Origin of the sequence: Clostridium beijerinckii, from assembly GCF_036699995.1 — a bacterium.
GTDB classification, from domain to species: Bacteria; Bacillota; Clostridia; order Clostridiales; family Clostridiaceae; genus Clostridium; species Clostridium helianthi.
The window spans coordinates 3,702,011-3,724,554 of the sequence record NZ_CP144906.1 but is presented as its reverse complement, the minus strand read 5'-3'; the positions used below and the strand labels follow the sequence as shown (position 1 = coordinate 3,724,554).

Below are 22,544 nucleotides of genomic sequence, written 5' to 3'. Positions count from 1 at the left end.
TTAATAAATTTTTTATAATTTTAAAAAAAGTTGAAGTGTTTTTTATTTATTGATCGTTATATTTAATGTAAGGATTAATTAAGGTGGTGATAGATATTGAAAAAGAACAATTTCCAAATTGCATAAAACAATATGAACGGTTAATTATCACTATTTGTTTATCCTTCACAAAAAATTATTTTGATGCTGAAGATTTGGCTCAGCAAACATTTTTATCAGCATATCAAAATTGGGAAGGCTTTGATGGTGATAACCTTAAGGCTTGGCTTGCTAAAATTGCTGCAAACAAGTGTAAGGATTATCTTAAGAGTAAGGCGAGAAAAACAGTTAGTTTGTCAGAAGATGAGTACCAAGATCTTGAGTATAGAGGAGATTCACCGGAGGAAACAGTAGTTAAAAAGAATACTACAGAGAGAATACAAAGTTTATGCAATAAGCTAAAAGAGCCATATAGAACTGTAGCTACAAACTATTTTTGCAAAGATGTCAAACTATCACATTTGGCAAAGGAAACGGGCCAGAATATTAAAACCTTGGAAACGCAACTTTACAGGTCAAAAAAAATGTTAAAGGATTTATGGAAGGAGGAGTTCATGTGAATAATAGATTATTTGATAAAGAAGGTCATTTAACTAAAGAAACATTAACAATGCTTAAATTTGATATTTTAGGCGACGAAGAAATGATTGATATATTAGAACATATTAGTGATTGCCAAATGTGTGCTGGTGAATTTGCTGATAGTTTTAAAGAAGATGAACTTGCAGAAGCTCCTTTAGGTTTTCAAGAAAAAGTACAAATTAAAATAAAAAGTAAGAGGCAAAGCAAGATTCAGTTCCGTTTTTATTGTGTTAAAGTTGCAGTTGCAGCTAGTGTGGCATTAATATTGGTTTTTTCAAATGGATTAAATTCTTTGGTTAATAAAGCGACAAATCATGTTAAACCATTGGATTCTAGGATTGTAGATTCGGTTAATGTAAATCTTAATAACTTTTCTGAAAAAATAATTAAACTGGAGGTTTTTAATAATGATCAAGAGAAAAAGTAGATTTTTGACTTTTGTTTTTTCAATGTTGCCAGGTGCAGGACATATGTATATGGGTTTTATGAAAATAGGAGTATCTTTTATGTCTGTATTCTTCTTTTTAATATTTCTTTCTTCTTGGCTTAACATAGGACCGCTATTATATATAGCACCACTTATTTGGTTTTATTCTTTTTTTGATTGTGCTAATAGAATGAGTTTAAATGACGATGAACTTTTACTTTTAGAGGATAAGTACTTGTTTTCTATTGATAAGCTAGCAAAATTAGACAAAGATATATTTGAGAAACGTAAACTTACAGTAGGAGTTATATGCTTATTTTTAGGTGTATATTTAGTTATAGAAAATATAATGAGTATTTTAGAACCATATATTCCATATGAACTACGCCGTTTTATTATTTATGATTTAATGAGAGATATTCCTAAAGTAATAATAGGAGTAGCAATAGTTACACTTGGGATAAAACTTATCAAGGGGAAAAAAATGGAGAGTGAGATAGATGATTAAGGGGCGTAAGGTAGGAACGCTAACCTCGGGACTTGCTTTAGTTATATTTGGGATAATGTTTTTACTTAGATTGTTTATAACTAACCTTAGTGTTCTTTTAATTGTATCAATGTGGCCACTTATCTTAGTAAGTGTTGGAATAGAGATTATCGCAGCTTATATAATAAATAATCAAGAAAAAATGCAATATGATTTTAGCGCAATAATATTAGTTATTATTTTAGTTTTCTTTGCTATGGGAATGGGAGGAGCGGAATTTATAGTTACTCATTCGCCACAGTTTGGAGCAACAATTTAATCGGAATTTATGGAGTAAATATTTCGATTTATAAATTAAAGTTATATTTATTACGATTTGATGGTTGATAGATGAAAAGTGAATAATAAATTTATTATATAAAAGTAATTCAAATGAGTGCATATCATTTTAGCTAGAATGAAGACTTGACTATAGATAGTAATATATCTAAGCGTCAATAGCTATGGTAAAAAATAAGCCCAAGGCATATCGAACTGTCTTGGGCTTATTTACTGTAATTAGAATTAAGCAGTATAATTATCAACAGAATGCTGAAAAATAAATATTATATTGAAAAATAAAACTTCTATATTATAATATGATAAGAGTTACTTTACTGAAAATATTAATGTCATTTCAATGGTTATTTTGAAATATTCATACTACAAATTCTGGTTTGGTTTTTCCAAGTTCAGTTTCTTTCATTTTATTAAAAGGTACTGCCGCTAATCCTAAAATTGCGATAATTGCTGTGAGTAGGAAGCACTTATTATAAACTTTATTACTTTCATCATTTTTTATGACAGTCATGTTATCTAAGACCTTATGGATTTCTTTTGTTTGAGTATTAAAGTTTTCTTCTATAGCTGGCTTCGTTTTATCAGGAACAGAAGCTAACACAGTATCCTCTTTGTCTTTAATTAATTTATCAACCATATCTTTCGAAAAGGAAGTATTTTTGCTGGTGTCTGCAGTTTGTATTTTATCAATTATCGTAGATTTCACTTGATCCTCAAGAACTGTATTGTTATTAACAAGTTCTATTATTCTGTTTTTGGAATTATCTATAGCTTGAGTAGTGTAATAGCTGCTTAATGTTGAAACTAAGGCTATAGCTAAACAGGCAGTTAGTTGCCTAAAGCTGTTCAGTATTCCTGAAGCCAGACCATTCTTATCTTTTGAAATCTCGTCAAATGCACTTTTATATAATGGAGAGGTTGAAGCAACACCAAGTCCTACTACAATGAATGCGCCATAAATTATCTCCATATTGTTTGAATTATTCATAAATACAAGCATAAGATCACCTAAAGATACAAAAATTATGGATAATAATGAAATAATTCTAGCACCATACCTCTTAGATATAATTCCAAAGATTGGAGAGGTGAGAAATGAAACACCACTTACTATACCTAAAATAAGCCCAGATTTTAAAACAGAATAACCTAATTGGTTTTCTAGATAGAAATTCATTAAATAAGATATAGGCATATAAGCAAAGAATATTACTCCAACTATTATTATTGAAGAAGTAAAGCTTCTTATTTTGAATAATTTAAATTCTATCATTGGATTCTTTGATCTTAGTTCATATATTAAGAAAGCAATAATTGAAATTGCTGATGTTATTATTAAAGTAACTATTTTTGTACTACCCCAGCCATAAGTGCTTCCTTTAACAAGGAAAAAGGTTAGTGCTCCGATTCCGTAAGCTAATAATATAGAGCCAATAAAATCTATTCGCTTTTCAATTGTTCTATCATAACATTCTGTAAGACATTGAGCCCCAAAGATTAAAGAGACGATTATAAAAGGAACATTTACATAGAATATTGCTTTAAAGCCAAAGGCTTCATTTAAGACTCCGCCAACAACAGGACCAGAAGCAGCAGCTATAGAAATTATCATACCAATTGCAATAGCAAGTTTTGACATGGCATCTTTACCAAATAGTTCGATACCTAAAGGAATGGCTAATGGAGCAAGAATTGCAGCGCCTATCCCTTGCATGATTCTAAAAATTATAATCATGGAAAGGGAAGTGGAAAGCCCGCAAAGTATTGATGAAGTACCAAATACTATAAGACCAATTATAAATAGTTTCTTTCTTCCAAAAATATCTGCAATTTTAGAAAAGTTTATTAAAAGAGCTGAGAATGGAATTAAGTACGCGGTACTTACCCATGATATTCCTGTTATATCTGTGTTGAAATAATCAGCCATAGAAGGTAAAGATACATTAACTATGGTTGAATCTAATACTGTTAAGAAGCAAGCTATTGCCAGTGAAATAAATGCTAATACTTTTTGTTTTTTATTCATGATATCCTCCAAAAAATTATATTATAAAATATGAAACAAAGTTCATATTCATATAATACGCTGGAAAAAATTAAAAGTCAATACATGAAATGAATTTCATATTTTATTGACTTTTATTTTTTTATCTTTTATTATTTATATAGGTGATAAAGATGGAAAGAAAGACAAGAATACCAACACAAAAAAGAGCATTAGAAAAATACGATAGAATTTTAGAAGCGGCTTACAAATTATTCAATGAAAAAGGTTATTATAATACTACAACAGCAGATATATCTAATGAAGCCAATGTAGCAACAGGTTCTGTATATGCCTATTTTGAAGATAAGAAGGAAATTTATCTTAAGGTAATTGGGAGGATTAACCAAAGATTTGATTATCCAAGTCATGATTATTGGTTAGAAAATGCTGATAAGGAATTTGATAATGCTAAAGTAGTAAAACAACTATTTAAAGTATTTATAAAGATGATGTTAGATTATCATGACTTTTCTAAAACTTTTCATGATGAAATGGAAGCATTAACACTATTAGATAAAGATGTAGCTGCTTTGAGAAAAGAATATGATGAGCAGAGAAAAGATAAAATTAAAGAAATTTTCAAAGCTTTGTCTTTACCTTTTAAAAGTAAAGAAGACGAAAAAATATTTTATCATTATTCACTTTTTATTACAGATGATGTATGCCATAGAATTAAATTTGATGATGAAATTAAGGACATAGATTTGTGTATTGAGAAATGTGTAAATATGCTGTATTGCTTGTTTAAAGATTGTACAAATTATATAAAGATAACATAGAATATTAATTTGCTGGCACGAGTGGCTTCGGAGTCAACATTATCTTTTAACATAAAGATAACGATATTCTTATTATAGTGAAAAATTTTCTTCATAGAATTACATACACTTATATATAGATTAAATTTATATTATTAGTATTATTTGTATATATTAAAAAAGCCCCAATAAAGGGGCAAAGAATGAATGCCTAGGTTTAAGAATAAACCCATTCATAGTATACGTAAAGTTGAAATTTTTATACGCAACTACTGTTGAACTTTTATTAATATTTATGAAAATGCGGAATTTCTATTTTATGAGCAATTATTAGAGAGTATATCGTAAAAGCAATAACAAATATAGTAAATTAGCATAGTATATAATTAGAAGTTTAATCAAAAGATTATAAATTTGATAATTTACGGAGGAAAAGAAATGGGATACAGATGTCATAGAAGAAGATATAGAAATTCTAATACTCTTGGAGCTGTAAGTAATAATAATAATTGTAACGGAACTCTTGGAGAAAATGTACGATGCAATTGTAATGGAACTCTTGGGGAAAATGTGCAATGTCATTGTAGGAGAAATTACCCTTCAGCTGGTGCATTAGAAGATGCTTATAATCAAGGATACAAAGATGGATATTGTGCAGGAGTAGAAGCAGGACGTGAAGAAGGGTATTGTCAAGGATACCAAGAAGGTGCACAAGAAGGATGCCAAGATGCAAAAGAAGCTGCTGTAAGGTGTATAAATAGCATTAGATGTAATTAGAGTAACAGATTTTTTATAATAAAAATTAAGAAATAGAGAGAGCAAGGTAGTAGTACAGTGCTGTCTCTATTTTATATAATTTTTATATATTACTACTGTGAAAAAAGTAAGTTATAAAATGTTTAGAATATAAAAAATGCTTAGAGCAAAATAGGAGCTTTAAGTGTTTTTTGCTTTTACGATAAAACATAATTTGGAATTCAATAGTAAAAATAATTTTCATAAGTACCGTTAAGGGATTACTTATTTAGTTAGTGTAAATATATATCAAAATAATTTTACTATAAATGTGAAAAAAATACATGAACTTATTGTGTTGAACATTGAACAATGATAGTATTACATTGTTCAATAATTGAACTTCTTGAGCCGTGTGATATTATCAGGGTTTATATTAATATATAAACATATTTCAAGTTACTATATATTTTTTGGAAAAATAAATCGTACTTTTCTGATATGATTTGTGGTATTTTTTTATTGACAATACTTGGATGGTTTAGTAAGATATATTTAAAATTAAATCATAGTAATTCTATAGGAAAAGTAAAGAAGGGGGATATGTATGAAAAATAGATGTAAAAAGAAATGGGGGAGGGAAATTAACCTATATGAATAATCAAGACATAGCTACGAAAATAGTGAAAAGAAAAAGAGGTGAAATTTTTTATATTGGCATTTCTTTTACTTCTGTAATCATGTTCTTTATTGTATGGGAAATTGCCACGAGCAAAGGCTTGATTAATCAAGTATTTCTTCCATCTCCTCAAAAAGTATGGCAGGCATTTATTGAATTAGTTCAGCAAGGTTATAAAGGAGAAAGCTTGTTATCTCATATTGCAATAAGTATGGAGAGACTTTTCATTGCTATTTTTTTTGCGATAATAATTGGTGTTCCTTTAGGACTTATTGCAGGCAGCTCAAGGATTGTAAGGGCGATTATAGATCCGTTTATTGAATTCTATCGTCCGCTTCCACCACTAGCGTATTATACATTAATTGTGCTGTGGTTTGGAATTGGAGATGAATCTAAAATTATTTTATTATTTTTAAATGCATTTGCACCTTTATTAATTGGGGTTATATTTAGCGTTCAAAAGGTACCACTAGATAGAATTAATGGAGCTAAATCATTAGGGGCAAGAGGAATAAATCTTTTTATTAGTGTTATTTTCAGGTCATGTTTACCAGATATATTAACTAGTCTTAGAACAGCCATTGGTGTTGCTTATGCAACTTTAGTTGCAGCAGAAATGGTTGCAGCTGTATCAGGAATAGGCTGGATGGTATTAGATGCAAGTAAATATCTTAGAAATGATATTGTCTATGTTGGAGTTATAATTATGGGAATTATAGCAATTATATTAGATTCTTTCGTGAGATTTTTGATCAGAAAAGCTTCACCATGGCTAGAAAAATAAAAAAATAGAAAGTTCTTTATATTGAGTAATAGTAGATTATTAATAAAATCAATCAATGTACAAGCAGGTACATAGAGATATTGGTAGTGTAAAAAATATATGAAAAATCAATCCAACTACCATTTAATGTTAAATTATGTTTGCTAGTTGCCCTTGACACACCTAAAGATAAATGGTCTTAGGCAGTTAAGGACGGGTGAATGATAATTTTGAACATGACTAATAGACCCGCCTATTGAGATATTTTACCATTTATCTTTGTGGGCGTGTCAAGGGTGCGTTTCACCAACTGCTTTAGATCATTAGGCAGTTATTGTACAGTTATTTAGAACAAAGTCTTGAGATAGTTCAATAAATTTGCACCATCTAGTAGGCATGTTGGACATTGACTCTAACTCTTCAAGGATTACAGGAGTTTTGCCTTCAAGGGCAGAATGTGGTCTTAGAAAGTTAAAGTATGCCACAAACATAGTTACAAATGCAACCGACCCGTTAGGACTTCCGAAGCCAGTAGTAGCTCTATAATTGCCTTTAAAGGTTCGGTTAAGACGTTCAATAATTTGCTTCAATGGCCTATATTCTTTTGAAACTTCATCTTTATTGGTTAAGCCTATAACTTGAGTAACATCGAATTTTATACTATGGCTTGCAAAGAAGTGCTGTGCAAGAAGATATATAGGGTTACCATCAGTTATAAGATTAAGATCTTCAGGTATTTCTTTTAACTTACTTAGAACATCATCGATGGCTTTTACAGCCGTTTCGGTATCTCTATGTGGTGATACTCTGTAAGATAGAATAATCTTTTTAACAGCATCAAAAAAGAAGAAAATATAGTTCCACTTACCGTTAACTTTTATGTAGGTTTCATCGCCGCAGAAAGAGTCAGAAAGTTTATAATCGTAGTTATCTATAAATGGCTTAACTACAATTGAAACGGCATTAACATAGTTTAAAATTGCTTGATGAGATATTTTAATATCATGAATATCTTTAAGCAATGCAGCTGTCTTTCTGGAAGATAAACCGTAGTTAACGTAGTAAGTTAGAATGAGTCCTAAGGTGTAAGAAGAAATCATAATGTTTGGAAGAGAAACCTTTGATTTTACCGGACTTTCTTTAGAAAGTGGCTTAAAGTCAAAAGTGAAATCTCTAAATATGTATCTAACTTTGAACTTACCAGGATTCTTCTTAAAATCTTGTTTTTCAGATTTTGTCATTGATTTAAGATTATTTTGGTAAAAAGAGCAATTATCATTCTTACACTTATAAACGTAGAAATCCTTACGCGCCTTGATTCTTTCAAGTGTTTTACTGCAGTGAGGACATCTTAACACTATGGATTTCTGATAGTAATTTTTAGGATTGAATGTGGTATCACAGACTTTGCAAAGATATTGTCCTCGGCCTCCGTTATTATCGTAAAGATAGGTATGTGGAGCACCACACTTAGGACAGATAACATCCTTAGGAGCTAACGCTTTGTTTTTGCGAGGTTTCACAGGAGCAAATTCTTTGCCGTGCTTAAACTCATATTCAGCTATTAGAAGCTTATAGTTAAGTTTTTCGGGAACATCAAAGATTGGTTGATCATCTACTTGAAGCTTTCGGTATTCTTTCTTAACAGGTTCGTCCGAAATGCTTTTAAGCAAGTTTTTGCCAACCAGCAAAGTCATGAGATACTTTATAATTTCAATAAGATAAATTACAGTTTCAAGAAGAAACTTATTAATCATGGTAATAGCTTGCCTCCTTTTTTAGTTCAGTGTTTTTGTTTTGCAAGTATAAAATATCTTAACTTTTTGGGGGTGGCAAGTTATTTATATAAAAAATAAGAAAAATTAAAGGGTTGCTGCCTTAGTTAGATAAAAAACTTTGACAGTACCGAGATATTTAAAGGAGTGTTATTTATGAAAATTAAAAAATATACAGTACTTCTGTCAGCTATTTTATCCGTTGGTATTTTAATAACAGGCTGCTCAGGAGCAAAAACAGCTAGTACAACAGGGAATACTCAAGCTTCAGATTCAGCGCTGCCAAAAGAAATACGTTTGGGATATTTTCAGTCTCCAAATGGAGAACTTCTTGCAAAAGGTGAAAAGTTACTTGAAAAAAAATTCCCAGGAGTTTCAATTAAGTATGTTCAATTTGATGTTGGGCGTGATGTAAATGCTGCAATGGCTAGTGGATCTATAGATATTGCAACTATTGGTACACCTCCAGGAACAACTGGAATTGTTAATGACCTTCCTTATAAAATTTATTATTTACATGATATAATCGGTTCAAGTGAGGCACTTGTTGCAAAAAATACATCTGTAATTAAGTCTTTAGCAGATATAAAAGGCAAAAAAATTGCAACTCCATTTGGTTCAACTTCACACTATAGCTTACTTGCTGCATTAAAACAAAATAATATTTCAGAAAAAGATGTAACTATTTTAGATATGAGTGCACAAGACATTATAGCGGCATGGAGCAGAGGGGAAATTGATGGAGCTTACATTTGGCAGCCAGCACAATCAAAGCTAGTTTCAGATGGTGGAAAAGTAATACTTTCATCTGAAGATGTTGCTAAAGGCGGAGCTGTTACTGGTGAATTTGGTATTGTAAATAATGACTTTGCAGCTAAGTATCCAGATGTAGTTAAGGCATATATTGATATATTAGATGAAGCTACTAAGTCATATAAAACTCAATCAGATGATGTGGTTAAAGCATTATCTCAAGAACTTGGGCTAAGCGTTGAAGATACAAAGCAAGCTATGAATCAAATTTCTGTTTTAGATAAGTCTGAGCAAGCACAATATATAGGAACATCAGACAAGCAAGGTAAACTACCACAAATTTTAAAGGATACAAGTGATTTCTTGTTAACTCAAAAAGCAGTTACTACTTCACCAGATATTGAAACTTTCAAGAAGGCGGTAAGAAACGATTTATATAATTAATAGAGGAGATATAATATGGAATCGTTAGTTGAAATAAATAGACAAGAAGAGAGAAAAGCAAATTGTTCTGTTGAATTGAAAAATGTTAATCTAATATATAAAAATGGAAAAGAGTATTCGAATGTCTTAAATGACATTGAGCTTAAATTATTTGATGATGATTTTGTTTGTGTTCTTGGACCGTCTGGATGTGGGAAAACTTCATTATTAAATGCTATTGCTGGATATAATACAGATATCTCAGGGCAAGTACTTATAAATGGAGCACCGCACACTAAGCCAAATCCAGATGTAGGAGTTGTTTTTCAACAGCCTAACATCTTTCCTTGGTTAAGTGTTGAAAAGAATATTGAATTTGGACTTAAGATGAAGAAGATTCCTAAAAAAGAGAGAGCAGAAATCGTAAATCATTATGTTAACTTAGTTGGTTTAGAAAAAGCTAGAAAACTGCTTCCTCATCAATTGTCCGGAGGAATGAAGCAGCGTGCAGCAATTGCAAGAACATTAGCTGCAGATTCAAAAGTAGTTCTGCTTGATGAACCTTTTAGTGCATTAGACGCTCTAACTAGAGAAGCTATGCAAAAACATCTAAAGAAGATATGGAAAGAGACTAACAAATGCTTTTTCTTTATTACTCATGATGTGGAAGAGGCGATTCTTTTATCAACCAGGATTATTGTAATGAATGCTAATCCGGGAAGAATTGTGAGTGATTTTAAAAATCCACTTCAACAATATGATGACAATAGCTTTAAAAAAATCAGATCTTCAGAAGAATTTGGAGAGCTTAGAGACTCGTTAATTGAATTGATTCAGGGAAATGACTTAGAAAATGAAGTTTAACAAATTATACGCTATATGAAAGAAAGCGCACGATCTATTCACAAAAATAAGTATCAATATTAAGAGTAATAGAAATATTTGATTTATTATCCTCTTGATAAAGGTACATTAACAGCAGAATTGTTGAAGGGAGATAAATATTATGAAAAGAGCAGCACTTACTCAAAAATTATTAGTCTTAGGCGTAGATGGCATGGATCCAAGAGTGAGTCAAAAATTTTTAAAAGAAGGAAAAATGCCAAATTTAAAAAAGCTGATTGAACGTGGTTCAGCGAGAGAAGACTTGAGACAAATTGGTGCGATTCCAACAATTACACCACCTTGTTGGACAACACTTGCTACAGGTGCTTATCCAGGAACACATGGAATTACTTGCTATTGGAGACAATCTTCTGAAAATCTTGATGCAGTTGTTTATAATATGGATTCGCGTAACTGTACTGCTGAACAGATTTGGAATATTACTTCAGAAGCTGATTTAAAAACATTAGTTTGGCATTGGCCAGGCAGTTCTTGGCCGCCAACTTCTCATAGTGAAAACTTAAGTGTTGTAGATGGAACTCAGCCAGGGTCTGTTAATATGGGAGTTGCACAACTTGATTGGGAAAAAGTTATTGTTGCTTCACCTGAAATTGAAGAGGTTCGCTATGCACCAAGAGTGGAAAAGCCAGCAGGTGTCGGTTGCATAATTACAGATTTAGAAGGAACTTTAGACGATGAAGTTGATGATGAAATGATGGAACTTTGGTGGGGAGATACAGCTCGTCAAGGTGGTGAAATTCGTACCTATGTTATGGATGATAATGATACAGAAATTGTTATTGGAAGTAAAGTAGCTTATGATATTGTAAATTCTCCACTTAAAGATGCAAAGGGATGGAAAAACGCGCCAGAAGGAGCAAAAGAATTCACTATAATAACTTCAAGTGGTGTAAATAGGCGTCCAGCCTTAATTCTCAAAAATGAAGCTGGTGAATATGATAAAGTAGCAATTTATAAAAATAAGAAGGCAGATGAACCAATCGTAATTCTAGAGAAAGATAAGATGGTAACAGGTATCATTGACGATGTTACAAAGAAAGAAGTAACAAAGCCTGCATGCCGTTCAATGAAGATTTTAGAACTCGATCCACAAGGCAATAAAGTTAGAGTTTGGATTAGTAATGCTCTTGACATCTCCAATGATCAATTATGGCATCAAAAATCTTTATACAAAGATATTACTGAGAATGTTGGACATGTTCCGCCTGTTAGTTTAATCGGCGGAGAAGATGATGAACTAGTGAGGGAAATCTTTGAACCATCCTGGGCAATTTACGATAAGTGGCAGGCGGATTGTCTTAATTATTGTATTAAGGAGAAAAAATATGATATAGTATTCTCTCATCTTCATAATATTGATTGCGCAGGACATCAATTATGGCATCTTGCTAAGACGCTTGAGCCATGGGATTACACTGATGAAAAAGTATATCAGGAATTTATTGAAAAATTCTATATTCAAACAGATGATTATATTGGTGAATTTCTACATCTATTAGATGAAGGCTGGACTGTATTACTTGTAAGCGATCATGGGCTTATGGTTGGAGAAAATGTACCTCCAATTTTAGGTGAATATGGCGGATTAAATACAAAAGTCATGGAAGAGCTTGGTTATACAGTTTTGAAAAAAGATAAAGATGGCAATTCAACAAGAGAAGTAGATTGGGAGAAAACAAGAGCTGTCCAGATTCGTAGTAATTATATTTATATTAATCTAAAAGGCCGTGACAAACATGGTATTGTAGATCCAAAAGATAAGTATGATTTAGAAGAACAAATCATCTCTGACTTGTATAATTACAGAGATGATAAAACTGGTAAAAGAGTTGTAGGCATATGCCTTAGAAATAAAGATGCTATCTTGATTGGTACTCATGGACCAGAATGTGGTGATATATTCTTCTCTATAGAAGAAAAATATAATAGACTCCACGGAGATAGCCTTTCAACTTCAGAAGGATATTTTGATACATCAGTTTCACCAATCTTTGTAGCAGCAGGTTCTGGTGTTAAGTCAGGATTTACAACTGAACGTATTATAAGACAAGTTGATGTTGCACCTTCAGTTTCTGTATTATTAGGTTTACGATATCCAGCACAGTGTGAAGGAGCTCCAATTTATCAAATTTTCTCAGAAGATATTTAGGTATATTAGAAAAAATAACAAGTTCATCTTTTTTTATAGAAAATTAGGGCTATCGGAAAGTAAGAACTCTGATAGCTGCTTTTTAAAATAGGCAGAAAATTTATAAGGAAAACTAAATAATAAGCGCATAGAAGTTTTGCTTATTATTATAATGAATTTATTTAATAAATTGATTATAAGGTGTCCAGCATTATAGTCTCTTAAAATTACGGTTTTAAAATAATTATAGAGGAGTGAATAGTATGTCTTTACAACATTTAGATTCTAATGAATTTGATGAAATTATATATGACAATGCTGAATCCAGTCTAGTGATTTTTTCTAGGGAAAGTTGCAGTGTATGTCAAGGAGTAGTACCAATTTTAGAAGATTTAAAGTCAAAATACGATGGTAAGTATAATTTTTATTATGTTGATGTTGAAGAACAAAAGAATTTATTTCAGAGATTTTCTTTAAAAGGTGTTCCTCAAATTCTGTTTTTTAAAGACGGTGAGTACCAAGGAAAATTAGCTGGTCATGTGGAAGATGATGCAGTTGAAGAAAAAATCGCTGAAGTTTTTGAGGAGTGATAAAAGTATGGACGATGTGACTAATTCCTACGATTTAATTATCATAGGTGGTGGACCAGCAGGACTTTCAGCGGCAATTTACGGAGGAAGAGCCAAACTTAAAACTCTGGTAATTAATAAAGGAGTAGTTGGAGGTCTTGTAAATACAACAAGGGAAATAGTTAATTATCCAGGTTATGAACAAATTAGCGGACCAGAACTTATGAAAAACTTTAAGAAACATGCAGAGAGCTTTGGAGTTGAGTTTCTAAGAGATGAAGTTGTAGATACTGATTTGTCCTTAAGAGAAAAACTCATTACCACTAAAAAAGGAAAGCAATTCTTAGCTAAGGCTATTATTATAGCTTGTGGCAGTGAACCTAGATTATTAGACATCCCTGGGGAAAAGAGACTCCAAGGCAATGGAGTAGCATACTGCGCAACTTGTGATGCAGAGTTTTTTGAAGGAGAACATGTTGTAGTAGTTGGAAGTGGTGATCAGGCTATTGAAGAAGGTCTGTATATTACAAAGTTTGCAAGTAAAGTGACTGTTATAGTGCTTCATGATGAAGGGATTCTAGATTGTAATAAAGTAAGTAGCGAAAGAGCTCTAAACAATAAAAAGATGGAGTTTATCTGGAATTCGACCATAGAGGAAGTTCTTGGGACTGAAAATGTTGAAGGAGTAAAAATTAAGAACTTAAAGACTGGAAATATAGAATATATAAACTGCCAAGGAGTATTTTTCTTTGTAGGTATGGTACCATCAACTAATTTTCTAAAAAACAGCGGTCTTGAAGTTGATTCAAGAGGGTATATATCTGCAAATGAACTTATGGAAACTAGCTTTGAAGGAGTTTATGCAATAGGAGATAATAGAGTTAAATATTTAAGACAGGTTGTTTCGGCTGCTAGTGATGGAGCAACTGCGGCTGTAGCAGCTGAGCGTTACATTGAAGAATTAAATGACTTTAATGAAAGTATTCTAAAAAGTGAAAAAAGAGTATTATTACTATTTTTAGATGCTTTAGTTAATGAAAACTTAAGATTTAGAACACTGCTAGAAGAGATAAATAGGGAATTAGTTGATTGTTATAGGATTAAAGAAGTAAATATAGCCACAAAGAGAAATCTTATAGGAAAATATACTGTTAGAAATGTGCCTGAAATAATTGTGTTAGATCATGGTAATGAAATTAAAAGATTAAAATATACAATGGATAAAGAACAATTAAAAAGTCAATTATCTTAACTTGTCATCTTTAAGGTAATAGTCAGTAAAATTTATTTCATCAACAAATAAGAATATAAATATATCGTATAAATACTAAGAGGTAGCAGGACTTGAGTCCAGTATTAATGAAAGAGAATATAATAAAAGATTTATATAATGAAATAAGTTAATTAATGCATATGCAACTCCCAGTATTAATATAATATTTTATAAAATTTAAATATTAGTGAATCAAATTACTATAACACTTAATATTATATGTAAATAAGGAATATTTGAATTAATTGAAATTTTACTTTAAATAGTTCTTGTGATATTATTATATTAAAAAAATTTTATGTTGGAGGAAATGTTTTTATGGATTTAGACCCGGAACAGACGAGTATCACGTCACAATTAATTTTAATAGTCATATTGACTTTGATCAATGCATTTTTCGCGTCAGCAGAAATGTCTATAGTATCATTAAATAAAAATAAAATAAAGCTTCTTGAGGAAGAAGGAAATAAGAAGGCCAAGCTTTTATTGAAACTTATGGAAGAGCCTACTAATTTTTTATCTACTGTACAGGTAGGAATAACTCTTGCAGGATTTTTTAGTAGTGCTTCAGCAGCAACAGGACTATCAAAGGATGTAGCTCTTTATTTAAAGGGACTTAATGTTCCTTATAGTGGACAAGTTGCGTTGGCATTAGTAACAATTGTATTATCTTATATTACCTTGGTATTTGGAGAACTTTTTCCAAAAAGAATAGCGCTTAAAAAATCAGAAGCTATTGCAATGTTCTGTATAAAACCATTAGTGATTATAGCTAAAATTGCAGTTCCATTTGTAAGGTTGCTTTCAGCATCAACTAATATATTAGTTAAACTGATTGGCCTTGATAAAGAGGATTTAGGTGAAAAAGTATCAAAAGAGGAAATCAGATCTTATGTGGAAGCTGGACTAGAACATGGAGTCATAAATAAGACTGAAACAGAAATGATAAATAGCATATTTGAGTTTGATGATAAATTAGCATGTGAAGTAATGACACCGAGAACAGAAGTATATATGATTAATATAGAAGATCCATTAATGGAATATTTGGATGAATTGATTGATGAAAGATATTCAAGAGTTCCTGTTTACGAAGATGATACTGATAATATAATTGGTATTCTTTATATGAAGGATTTCTTTAGTCAAGCAAGAAAATATGGATTTGAAAACGTGGATATAAGAAGCATATTGCATCCACCGTATTTTGTTCCAGAAAATAGAAAGATTGATACGTTATTTAAGGAACTTCAAAGTACTAAAAAGCATATGGCTGTATTAGTAGATGAGTATGGGGGATTTTCAGGTATAGTTTCTATTGAGGACTTAATAGAAGAAGTCATGGGAAATATAGATGATGAATATGATGAGGATGAGCCATCAATAGAAGAAATGGATAATGACACTTTTATGATATCAGGTATGCTTTCAATTAATGATTTTAATAATTACTTCGATACAGATATTAAAAGTGAGAATTATGATACTATGAGTGGTTTTATTATTGAAATTCTTGAACGTATTCCTAGTAATACAGATGAACAAGAGATAGAATATGAAAACTTGATCTTTAAAATAGAAGAAGTAAAGGAAAAAAGAATTAGTAAGATAAAGCTTTATATTCAGAAAGATGATGAAATTTTAGCTGTATTATAAGGCTGTAATATAAAATAAAAGTGGCTGTTTTAGAATAAAAGATAGAATAATATAAGTACTGTTTTTTTATTAAAGACTATTTATGTTGTTCTAAAAATTTATTTTATAACAGCCTTTTTATTTGCAGTTTTATAATTGATATCTAATGCAAATTGTGTGATATATCCTTAATTATGAAATATTAATATAGAAGTTAATTGCAAGATAGATAATTATGTTGAAATTATGAATCACTCGAATGAAAACTTTTACAAAAAGCATATAAATTATACAAAAGATTAATGTATATCTATAAATTCATGCGATTACTGTAAATTAAAATATAAATATAGCATAATGTTAAATCTCCCTGCATAAATATCAAAGGTATTTCAATTTAAGGAGGAATTTTTATGAATACTAGAGCAGAACTGAAGAGATTTGCCAAAGATCAACTAAAAGGGAGGTGGGGACTGGCTATTGGAGGAATTTTTGTTGCTGGATTTCTAATTCCAATTATTTTTAATTTAATTTTAAGAGTTGTTAGAGAGAGTTTTGGTTTAAGTTTAATCGTATTTTTAGTAACAATATTTGTTAGTGCGGCAATAGGAGTTGGTATATGCAGATTTTCTCTAAACTATGCTGAAAAAGATAGTAACCCTAAATTTACAGATATATTTTCAGGATTTTCAATAATTCATAAAGCTGTAGGCCTATATATTTTATTGACTATAATTGTTACCATAGGATTATTTTTATTGATAGTTCCAGGCATTATATTTATATATATGTTTTCACAATCATTTTTTATTTTAGCTGATGATAATAATAAGTCAATAATTCAATGTTTAAAAGAGAGCTCAGCTATTATGAAAGGGCATAAATTTGAGTACTTCGTTCTTACTTTAAGTTTTTTAGGGTGGATAATACTTGGAATGATTCCACTATGCATCGGTCTATTATGGGTGGTTCCTTATATGAACGTCACAGTAGCTACCTATTACTTAAAACTTAGAGATAGTTATAATAATAATGATAAGATAGCATAAAGAACAATAATTTATTGTTCAGAAATATATATATTGCAAAAATAATTCTTTATTATAATTCTAAAAATATTGTAAGAATTTTAGCTGTAATTGTGAATTGTGAAATGTGCATTGTGAATTGCAACATATATATTTATAAAATATTATATGTATTAAATTGAAGACTAAAGAAATTCTACCTTCAGTAATGCCGTAAGAAAGCGTTACTGAGGGATTTTCATTTTTAAATACAAGTGGTTTCTCAAATTTCAGTTCCTTATAAATTCCTTATAATTAGGATTTATTATTTAGTTGTAGGGAGGAATGAACATGAACGAAATAATTTTAGAAACAAAAAATTTATGTAAAACATTTAAGGGGCAAGAAGCAGTTAAAGATATTTCAGTATTAGTTAAAAAGAATTCAATATATGGGTTGCTTGGTCCAAATGGAGCAGGAAAGTCAACACTATTAAAGATGGTTACGGGAATGCTTAGACCAAGTTCGGGAGAAATCTTATTTGATGGGCATAAATGGGGCAGAAAGGATTTACGCGAAATTGGGTCATTAATAGAATCAGCGCCTTTATATGAAAATCTAACAGCAAAAGAGAATTTATCAGAAAAGCTTGGAGGGGCTAAAGTTGTTATAGAATTATCTATTTTATTTAATTAATCAAAATAGTTAGCTAAATAATAGGAAATTATTTATTATTAAAACAACTATTAAACCTAAGTAAAATTAATATTTCTAATTATAAACCTAATAAGAGCCAAGAGTATAGATCTCTGTGAACATGGAGATTTTTACTCTTGGTTTTGTGATTTTATAAAACAATAAATAAAGGATTATTTTATAAACGAGAAGTTATTGTAAAATCCAAATATGTAAAAGTTATACATTGACTTTGAGTGCACTCTAGAATATATATTAAAATTAAAACAGTTTTTTAGAAAGAAGGCGAATTATATGAAATATATTAATTATACAAGAAGCGTAACTTAAGTTAATGATATTTTTGCATGTTACTAAAGATAAAGCAATCAATACATATAATGTATTGATTATAAGGAATATTTATGTTTAACATTGTTATACAAATTTTAAAATCAAACAGGAAGTGAATTAAAATGAAAAACATTAAGACAAAAGTTATTCTCTTGGTCGTAGCAGTTTGTTTTTTTAGTTTATTATGTTCTTCGACGATAAGTTATTATCTGTTTTATAAAACAACTGTGGTTGAATCAAAGGATAAACTAAGGGTACTATCTGAAAAATATGCAGAAACTATAGACAAATGGATGGCTAATCAAGGAAACTTTGTTAATGAAACAGCTGAAAACATCGAATTTAACAATAATTATGATATTACAAATCTTTTGAAATATATGAAAGTTAAAGCAGCGTCAAATACTGATATTATGGATATATACTTTGGTTTTGAAGATAAAAGTTTTGTTGATGAAGGTGGATGGCTACCAGATAATGACTTTAATTGTACAGAGAGAGATTGGTATAAAGATGCATTAAAAAGTGACTCTGTAATTTATTCTGATCCATATGTAGATTCAGAAACTAAGAAATCAGTAGTTACAGTTGCAAAAGCAGTTAAAAAAGATGGAGCAGTCATAGGTGTTTTAGGTACTGATATAAATATAGAAAATATTTCAAATGAAGTTCAGAAGGCACAACCTATAAATAACAGTTATGGATTCTTATTAGATGAAAAAGATGAATTTGTGATTCATCCAAATAAAGAGTTTCAGCCAAGTGCAGATAAGCTAAAGAATATTAGAGATGTATTGAGTGGAAGTTTAAGTAGCATGGTTGGAAAAGATAGTTCTAAAGCTAATGTGGTAAAGCTAAAAGATTATGATGGGATAAATAAATATTTTGCAACAGCTCCTATTACTTCATCAAAATGGACAATGGGTATTGCAGTTCCAAATGCTGAATTTTTAAAACCGCTAACAGGTTTAATTATCAGTTTTATTGCCATGTTTGTATTTTTAATGATTATTTTTTCTATGGTTGCTTTATATTTTGCAAGTAAGATATCCAGACCGATTTCATTGGTGACTAATTTGATAAATAAAACTACTAGCTTAGATTTAGAAATGAAGAAAGAAGATGAATTTGAGAAATTACTTAAAAATAAAGATGAAATTGGAATTATTGCTAGAGCTGTAACATCACTAAGAAAAGAGTTGAGAGAAACTATTGAAGTTCTTAAGCAAAAATCAAAAGAGTTACTTGATCATTCAGAAGGAATTGCAGTTTCAACTGATGAAACGCTTCAGGGAATTCAGGGGATTTCTTCAACAGTAGATCAGCTTTCAGTTGGCGCATTAGATCAAGCAAGGAATACAGAACTTACTTCTGAAAAATTATTGCATCTTGGAGAGAAAATAGATATCTCATCAAATAATGCGGATTTAGTAACAAAGCTTTCAAAAAAATCGCACCATATTAGCGAAGAAGGGATTAGTGCTTCAAGGGATCTTATGAATAATATCAATGCTAATAATGAAGCTTTGGAGAAAGTAATTAGAAATATAGACTTATTATCTAATAAATCAGGATCTGCAGGCAAAATAATAAATACAATTCAAGCAATTTCAGAACAAACTAATCTTCTTGCATTAAATGCAGCAATTGAGGCAGCAAAAGCAGGGGAAGCAGGTAAGGGATTTGCGGTTGTAGCAGATGAGATACGAAAACTTTCAGAACAGACTTCAAATTCTACTAAGGAAATAGAAAGCATTGTGAATGAAATTATAAGAGAGATAAATGCAGCTAAGAAAAGTATGGATGAAGAAAAAACTATAATGACAGAAGTAAGCAAAACTACCAAAGAAGCTATTAATACATTCCAACTTATAAATAGTACATTTGATGATACTATAGAAAATATAGAAGAGTTAACTTCTAATATAAAGTTTATAGATGAAAATAAAGATTCAGCAATAAGCAGCATTCAAGAAATTTCAGCTGTAGCAGAGCAGTCCGCAGCTTCAATTGAAGAAGTTTCAGCTACTGTTTCAGAGCAATCTAATTCCATGGAAAAGATATCATATTCTGTAATAGAGCTTAAGAATATTGCGGATAAATTAGAACAAATAGTTGGAAAGTTTAATGTATAGAGTAAGGAGTTAAAGTAGAATAATAGGTATATTGCCAGGTTTATTTGAAATTCTGGTAATATATTTTTGAATATTGGTTAGAAGAATAATTAAAGTCATAACTCATATTTCGCTGAATGCTATGCATTTCAGTGAAATATCTTTTCTTTATTTAAAGTTTGGAATAATATATATCTATATGTGAATTATTCCATAGTAAATTTCTAAACTATCCCTAATGGAATCATTATTAAATTTTTTGAAATATATACTTGTTAAATAGCATGTCCAACAAAAATACTTTCATCCAAACCTAAATAATTCAATATCTGCCGTTGATTATCTTTTAGTGGTTTTTGAAACTTTCTTATACAATTGTTATTAACTTTAATTACTTGTATAGGCACATACTCAAAGATACCCATTATAGCTTTTAAACTCGGCTTGGACATTTTTATTTTTCCAGGTCCAAGTATAATCGTATTATCTTTCTTCATCTCACGTCTGACTACATGTTCCATTACTGATAAAATCATTAAACCAATAAGTATCATGTATGTTAAGGCTTCAACTCTTTTGGGAGTTTTTACAAAAAGGTCATCTATAAACTCTGGTGCTTTTAGCTGCTGAAACTTTTTCTCTACGCTGCTTTGAGTTTTGTATTCTTTCAGCATTTCTTCACATGAAATATCAGAATCATTACTTGCTAAGATGAAAGTACACTCTCTTTCAATTGCTGCTTCAATTTTTGAATCTTCACGGTTAATTTCTAAATTAATAGTATATTCATATTCCTTTTGTGAATCCTTATTATCAGCTTTTTTACGCTTACGTTTTTCATTCATTTCAATATTCAAATTAACAGAATGGTATTTTAATTTTTTCCCTTTAGTCTTTAAAAACTCTTCTATTTCTTTTTGTGAATCTGCTTCGCACGCGAAGCTACGCTTGGAAAATACTTTGATTTTTTTCTCTAATTCGGCATATTCTTTTTCTGCATGCCTAGAAATAGTTTTCCTTTTGGTTTCTTCAAGAGTGAAGGAATAACAGACTGCCAGTTTAACTGGAATCCCCTTATATTCTGATTTATAATCTAATACTTGATATTTAACTTTTTTACCTTGGGCATTTTCAAAAATAACATCTTTTGTTAACTGTCTTTCACTAAAAAATTTACCAATATAGATTTTAGACATATTTGTTGTTTCAGGAGCTCTTGTTATAAATTTTATATCTCTACCATTTGCTTTATTAATATTTTCTTCTGTAAAAAATGCACTATCTGCAACATAGTAGAATGAATCTTTACTAGTTTTGGATTTTTTTAAAATTTCATCAACATCATCTATAGCGTCATTATTATAAGTTTTATCATCTGTATTACCCGAAAGAACTTTTGCGTCTACAACTATACCGTTAGCTGTTCCAATTCCAATTTTTATTTGTTTCTTATCATTTCTTTTATCTTTACTATATCCATAATCAATTGATATTTCATCTATTTTACCTTCTTCTGTTTCATACTGGCCCCACATTACCTTTGAGGTAGTATCGTAATTAATATTCTTTATACTCAATCCATACGTAGCGAAAGCAGTCATACTTATTTCAGAAAAAATTTTTCTTGGACCAGCTTCATGAAAATTATCAAGAAAACAGCCAAATCTATCATCTGTAAGATTATGAGGCTTCGCATCGCTGTTAAATGTCCCTTCAATATCAATATGTTCAAAATACTCATCCATAAGATATAATGGTCGTCTTGAATGACAAAGATTTGCTAACATCATTTGAGCCATTATCCCATAAGCTATATCAGGCTTTCTCCCATTTTGTTTAGTCAAATATTGATCAAAGATGTTGATAACTCCTAGTTTCTTACACATACCTGCTACAAGCGTCGCTTTTCCATGGCTATATGCTTCCATTTCAATATTTTCCAATAACAACTCTTTATCCATTCCAATCCCCCCATTAAATATTATTTGCATACCGTAATCATAATAATTTTTAGTCAAATAATATAGTGAATAGTTGAGGTTAAATAGGAAAAATTAGTTAGGCGGAATATGAGTC

At 30.3% G+C, this 22,544-nt stretch carries 18 protein-coding genes and 1 pseudogene; 16 read left to right on the top strand and 3 right to left on the bottom strand.

Translation table 11 applies throughout. The features are described from left to right. Positions 1-86: 86 nt before the first annotated feature. The 4 genes from PZA12_RS17130 to PZA12_RS17115 are packed head-to-tail and all read left to right on the top strand — an operon-like array spanning position 87 to position 1,854. Positions 87-599 (top strand): RNA polymerase sigma factor, encoded by a 513-nt coding sequence (locus PZA12_RS17130; RefSeq protein ID WP_103697805.1) that lies wholly within the window; start codon positions 87-89, stop codon positions 597-599. Continuing rightward, positions 596-1,048 (top strand): hypothetical protein, encoded by a 453-nt coding sequence (locus PZA12_RS17125; protein WP_103697722.1) that lies wholly within the window; start codon positions 596-598, stop codon positions 1,046-1,048. The genes PZA12_RS17130 and PZA12_RS17125 overlap by 4 nt, the downstream gene beginning before the upstream one ends. Continuing rightward, positions 1,029-1,556, top strand: coding sequence for a hypothetical protein (locus PZA12_RS17120; RefSeq protein ID WP_077841819.1), 528 nt, complete (start codon positions 1,029-1,031; stop codon positions 1,554-1,556). The genes PZA12_RS17125 and PZA12_RS17120 overlap by 20 nt, the downstream gene beginning before the upstream one ends. Further along, complete coding sequence (locus tag PZA12_RS17115) at positions 1,549-1,854, top strand: hypothetical protein (protein WP_077841818.1); 306 nt, start codon at positions 1,549-1,551, stop codon at positions 1,852-1,854. Before PZA12_RS17120 ends, PZA12_RS17115 begins: the two co-directional genes overlap by 8 nt. Positions 1,855-2,232: 378 nt before the next feature. Here the strand turns inward: PZA12_RS17115 and PZA12_RS17110 are convergent, their stop codons facing one another. Then, positions 2,233-3,900, bottom strand: coding sequence for an MFS transporter (locus PZA12_RS17110; RefSeq protein WP_103697721.1), 1,668 nt, complete (start codon positions 3,898-3,900; stop codon positions 2,233-2,235). A 152-nt stretch (positions 3,901-4,052) separates the two neighbouring features. Here PZA12_RS17110 and PZA12_RS17105 point away from each other — a divergent pair, with 152 nt between their 5' ends. The 3 genes from PZA12_RS17105 (at position 4,053) to PZA12_RS17095 (ending at position 6,877) form a co-directional block, all read left to right on the top strand. Further along, positions 4,053-4,700 carry a TetR/AcrR family transcriptional regulator gene (locus tag PZA12_RS17105; protein ID WP_077837667.1) on the top strand — a complete coding sequence of 216 codons (648 nt, stop codon included), beginning with the start codon at positions 4,053-4,055 and terminating at the stop codon, positions 4,698-4,700. 417 nt (positions 4,701-5,117) lie between these two features. Continuing rightward, positions 5,118-5,456, top strand: a complete 339-nt coding sequence (locus PZA12_RS17100; RefSeq protein WP_026888713.1) for a hypothetical protein — start codon at positions 5,118-5,120, stop codon at positions 5,454-5,456. 611 nt (positions 5,457-6,067) lie between these two features. Then, positions 6,068-6,877, top strand: a complete 810-nt coding sequence (locus PZA12_RS17095) for an ABC transporter permease (protein ID WP_103697720.1) — start codon at positions 6,068-6,070, stop codon at positions 6,875-6,877. 302 nt (positions 6,878-7,179) lie between these two features. Here PZA12_RS17095 and PZA12_RS17090 read toward each other — a convergent pair whose 3' ends face one another. After that, complete coding sequence (locus tag PZA12_RS17090) at positions 7,180-8,613, bottom strand: DDE-type integrase/transposase/recombinase (RefSeq protein WP_168983577.1); 1,434 nt, start codon at positions 8,611-8,613, stop codon at positions 7,180-7,182. Between the two features lie 174 nt (positions 8,614-8,787). Here PZA12_RS17090 and PZA12_RS17085 point away from each other — a divergent pair, with 174 nt between their 5' ends. The 9 genes and pseudogenes from PZA12_RS17085 to PZA12_RS17045 all read left to right on the top strand — a co-directional run bounded on the left by PZA12_RS17085 (position 8,788) and on the right by PZA12_RS17045 (position 20,489). Continuing rightward, entirely contained in the window at positions 8,788-9,828 is a 1,041-nt protein-coding gene (locus PZA12_RS17085) for an ABC transporter substrate-binding protein (protein ID WP_103699293.1), read from the top strand. A 15-nt stretch (positions 9,829-9,843) separates the two neighbouring features. After that, positions 9,844-10,671 carry an ABC transporter ATP-binding protein gene (locus PZA12_RS17080; RefSeq protein ID WP_103699292.1) on the top strand — a complete coding sequence of 276 codons (828 nt, stop codon included), beginning with the start codon at positions 9,844-9,846 and terminating at the stop codon, positions 10,669-10,671. Positions 10,672-10,813: 142 nt separating this feature from the next. Then, a complete protein-coding gene (locus tag PZA12_RS17075; RefSeq protein ID WP_103699291.1) occupies positions 10,814-12,862 on the top strand; it encodes an alkaline phosphatase family protein in 2,049 nt (682 codons plus the stop codon). A gap of 242 nt (positions 12,863-13,104) precedes the next feature. Next, entirely contained in the window at positions 13,105-13,431 is a 327-nt protein-coding gene (locus PZA12_RS17070; protein ID WP_065416119.1) for a thioredoxin family protein, read from the top strand. Between the two features lie 7 nt (positions 13,432-13,438). Beyond that, positions 13,439-14,662, top strand: coding sequence for a thioredoxin-disulfide reductase (gene trxB / locus PZA12_RS17065; RefSeq protein ID WP_103699290.1), 1,224 nt, complete (start codon positions 13,439-13,441; stop codon positions 14,660-14,662). A gap of 339 nt (positions 14,663-15,001) precedes the next feature. Then, complete coding sequence (locus PZA12_RS17060) at positions 15,002-16,339, top strand: hemolysin family protein (protein ID WP_103699289.1); 1,338 nt, start codon at positions 15,002-15,004, stop codon at positions 16,337-16,339. Between the two features lie 392 nt (positions 16,340-16,731). Beyond that, positions 16,732-17,367, top strand: a complete 636-nt coding sequence (locus tag PZA12_RS17055; protein ID WP_103699288.1) for a DUF975 family protein — start codon at positions 16,732-16,734, stop codon at positions 17,365-17,367. Between the two features lie 309 nt (positions 17,368-17,676). Then, positions 17,677-17,964 (top strand): annotated as a pseudogene (locus PZA12_RS17050) (ATP-binding cassette domain-containing protein); the annotation flags it as partial. A gap of 512 nt (positions 17,965-18,476) precedes the next feature. Beyond that, the gene (locus PZA12_RS17045) at positions 18,477-20,489 is read left to right on the top strand and encodes a methyl-accepting chemotaxis protein (protein WP_103699286.1); all 2,013 of its coding nucleotides are present in this window, start codon (positions 18,477-18,479) and stop codon (positions 20,487-20,489) included. Between the two features lie 254 nt (positions 20,490-20,743). On the opposite strand, the gene PZA12_RS17040 is transcribed toward PZA12_RS17045, so the two are convergent. Then, on the bottom strand, positions 20,744-22,429 hold the full coding sequence (locus PZA12_RS17040; RefSeq protein WP_181006061.1) for an IS1634 family transposase: 1,686 nt from the start codon (positions 22,427-22,429) through the stop codon (positions 20,744-20,746). Between the last annotated feature and the right edge of the window lie 115 nt (positions 22,430-22,544).

Bases quoted from the DNA above. Each gene is read 5' to 3' on its own strand.
- PZA12_RS17070 (WP_065416119.1), top strand. From the start codon at position 13,105: ATGTCTTTACAACATTTAGATTCTAATGAATTTGATGAAATTATATAT.
- PZA12_RS17040 (WP_181006061.1), bottom strand. From the start codon at position 22,429: ATGGATAAAGAGTTGTTATTGGAAAATATTGAAATGGAAGCATATAGC.
- PZA12_RS17110 (WP_103697721.1), bottom strand. From the start codon at position 3,900: ATGAATAAAAAACAAAAAGTATTAGCATTTATTTCACTGGCAATAGCT.
- PZA12_RS17120 (WP_077841819.1), top strand. From the start codon at position 1,029: ATGATCAAGAGAAAAAGTAGATTTTTGACTTTTGTTTTTTCAATGTTG.
- PZA12_RS17055 (WP_103699288.1), top strand. From the start codon at position 16,732: ATGAATACTAGAGCAGAACTGAAGAGATTTGCCAAAGATCAACTAAAA.
- trxB (WP_103699290.1), top strand. From the start codon at position 13,439: ATGGACGATGTGACTAATTCCTACGATTTAATTATCATAGGTGGTGGA.
- PZA12_RS17100 (WP_026888713.1), top strand. From the start codon at position 5,118: ATGGGATACAGATGTCATAGAAGAAGATATAGAAATTCTAATACTCTT.
- PZA12_RS17045 (WP_103699286.1), top strand. From the start codon at position 18,477: ATGAAAAACATTAAGACAAAAGTTATTCTCTTGGTCGTAGCAGTTTGT.
- PZA12_RS17075 (WP_103699291.1), top strand. From the start codon at position 10,814: ATGAAAAGAGCAGCACTTACTCAAAAATTATTAGTCTTAGGCGTAGAT.
- PZA12_RS17095 (WP_103697720.1), top strand. From the start codon at position 6,068: ATGAATAATCAAGACATAGCTACGAAAATAGTGAAAAGAAAAAGAGGT.
- PZA12_RS17115 (WP_077841818.1), top strand. From the start codon at position 1,549: ATGATTAAGGGGCGTAAGGTAGGAACGCTAACCTCGGGACTTGCTTTA.
- PZA12_RS17090 (WP_168983577.1), bottom strand. From the start codon at position 8,613: ATGATTAATAAGTTTCTTCTTGAAACTGTAATTTATCTTATTGAAATT.
- PZA12_RS17060 (WP_103699289.1), top strand. From the start codon at position 15,002: ATGGATTTAGACCCGGAACAGACGAGTATCACGTCACAATTAATTTTA.
- PZA12_RS17085 (WP_103699293.1), top strand. From the start codon at position 8,788: ATGAAAATTAAAAAATATACAGTACTTCTGTCAGCTATTTTATCCGTT.
- PZA12_RS17105 (WP_077837667.1), top strand. From the start codon at position 4,053: ATGGAAAGAAAGACAAGAATACCAACACAAAAAAGAGCATTAGAAAAA.
- PZA12_RS17080 (WP_103699292.1), top strand. From the start codon at position 9,844: ATGGAATCGTTAGTTGAAATAAATAGACAAGAAGAGAGAAAAGCAAAT.